We start from the raw sequence: 1,165 nt of genomic DNA, 5'->3' as shown, positions 1-1,165 counted from the left end.
GAGCGATCGCCGGCCGGCGATGTTCCAGTGATGCCGTGCGTAGCGATGGGCGGGGGGCGTTCATATCATTCACTTCGCCGGTGAGATGTGGTCTTCGACGCCCGAACGCCAACGGTGGTCAGGGAAGTTGCGGCACACGATGCCGAACGCGTCGGGCAGCAGGCGGCCATAAGCGCCCTTTTGGGCGCGTGCCCATTTCTTTCTGCAAGGGCCGCTGAGCGTAGGCAATCAGTCGCTCGACCCTGCGGCCCAACCGCGTATGGATTCAATCCATGGAAGGCTGCGGGGCAACGTTTGTTTCGCTCATTGCGCCCCCAACATCGCTATTAGTTTTAGCAAGTCTGTGCCGGCGAAGGGCTTGACCAGAAAGTGCACACCGCCAGCGTTCGCTACCGCCAAGCGCGTGGCCCCGTTGTCGTGCGACGTGATGAAGATGGCCGGAGGGCGCGGTTCGCGGAGTTGTGCATAGAGAGTCGGCCCCAAGACTCCGGGAAGCTGTACGTCCAGGATAAGGCACCTGGCGCGCTCTATACGAGATAGAGCTGGTATGTCCTTGGTATCGAGGTAGATGACGCGCTCTAGATGGCGAGCAAACCGAAGTCTGATAGCTGTTGGCCCGCGAGCAGGCGCTTGCCGGCCACTATCCGTCGTTCGCCTGAGCTGCATGAGCCATGCAGCGGTCATTCGAACGGCTAGTCCGCTCCGAAACCTGTCCGATGCGTGACGCGCGCTTCTCGGCGATTGCGGACGCTCGAGCAGAGCGAAGTCAGCGGCCGCTTCGGGGCGTACACCTAACGGATTTTGGTCCGCACGGTTCTATGGCGGCTCTGTTGAGAAGTTGTCCACGCGAAGTTGGCTGTTATTGGTCTCCTTTTGGTCGCCGGGGGCGAATCGTCGCTTCTTTCTTATAATCGCCTGTAGGCGATTGAACTGGCGCACGAGGTGGCAGCGGCCGAAACCGTGGTCAACGTCTGTACCTCACATCGTCGTAACGATCAAGTCGGCGCAGCAGTTCCTTAATGGCGACGGATTGCTGGGGAAGGAGATTAAACGTGTTGACCAGGCCAAGCAAGCGTTCGCGCCAATAAGGTACGCGCTGAACTTGACACTCTCCAACCCACGATGCGTCGCGCGAACACGTCAACGATGAAGGCAACATACGCGA

At 59.7% G+C, this 1,165-nt stretch carries 2 protein-coding genes; both read right to left on the bottom strand.

Annotation, left to right across the window (positions count from 1 at the left end; all coding sequences use genetic code 11):
* Positions 1–303 precede the first annotated feature (303 nt).
* The gene (locus AB6804_RS31850) at positions 304–666 is read right to left on the bottom strand and encodes a response regulator (RefSeq protein ID WP_370889833.1); all 363 of its coding nucleotides are present in this window, start codon (positions 664–666) and stop codon (positions 304–306) included.
* 298 nt (positions 667–964) lie between these two features.
* The coding region (locus tag AB6804_RS31845; protein ID WP_370889834.1) for a hypothetical protein at positions 965–1,165 on the bottom strand (201 nt) is incomplete at its 5' end.

It is taken from the genome of Caballeronia sp. RCC_10, assembly GCF_041360715.1.
GTDB lineage: Bacteria > Pseudomonadota > Gammaproteobacteria > Burkholderiales > Burkholderiaceae > Caballeronia > Caballeronia grimmiae.
The sequence above is the reverse complement of the archived record's forward strand: the minus strand, read 5'-3'. Positions and strand labels throughout refer to the sequence as shown.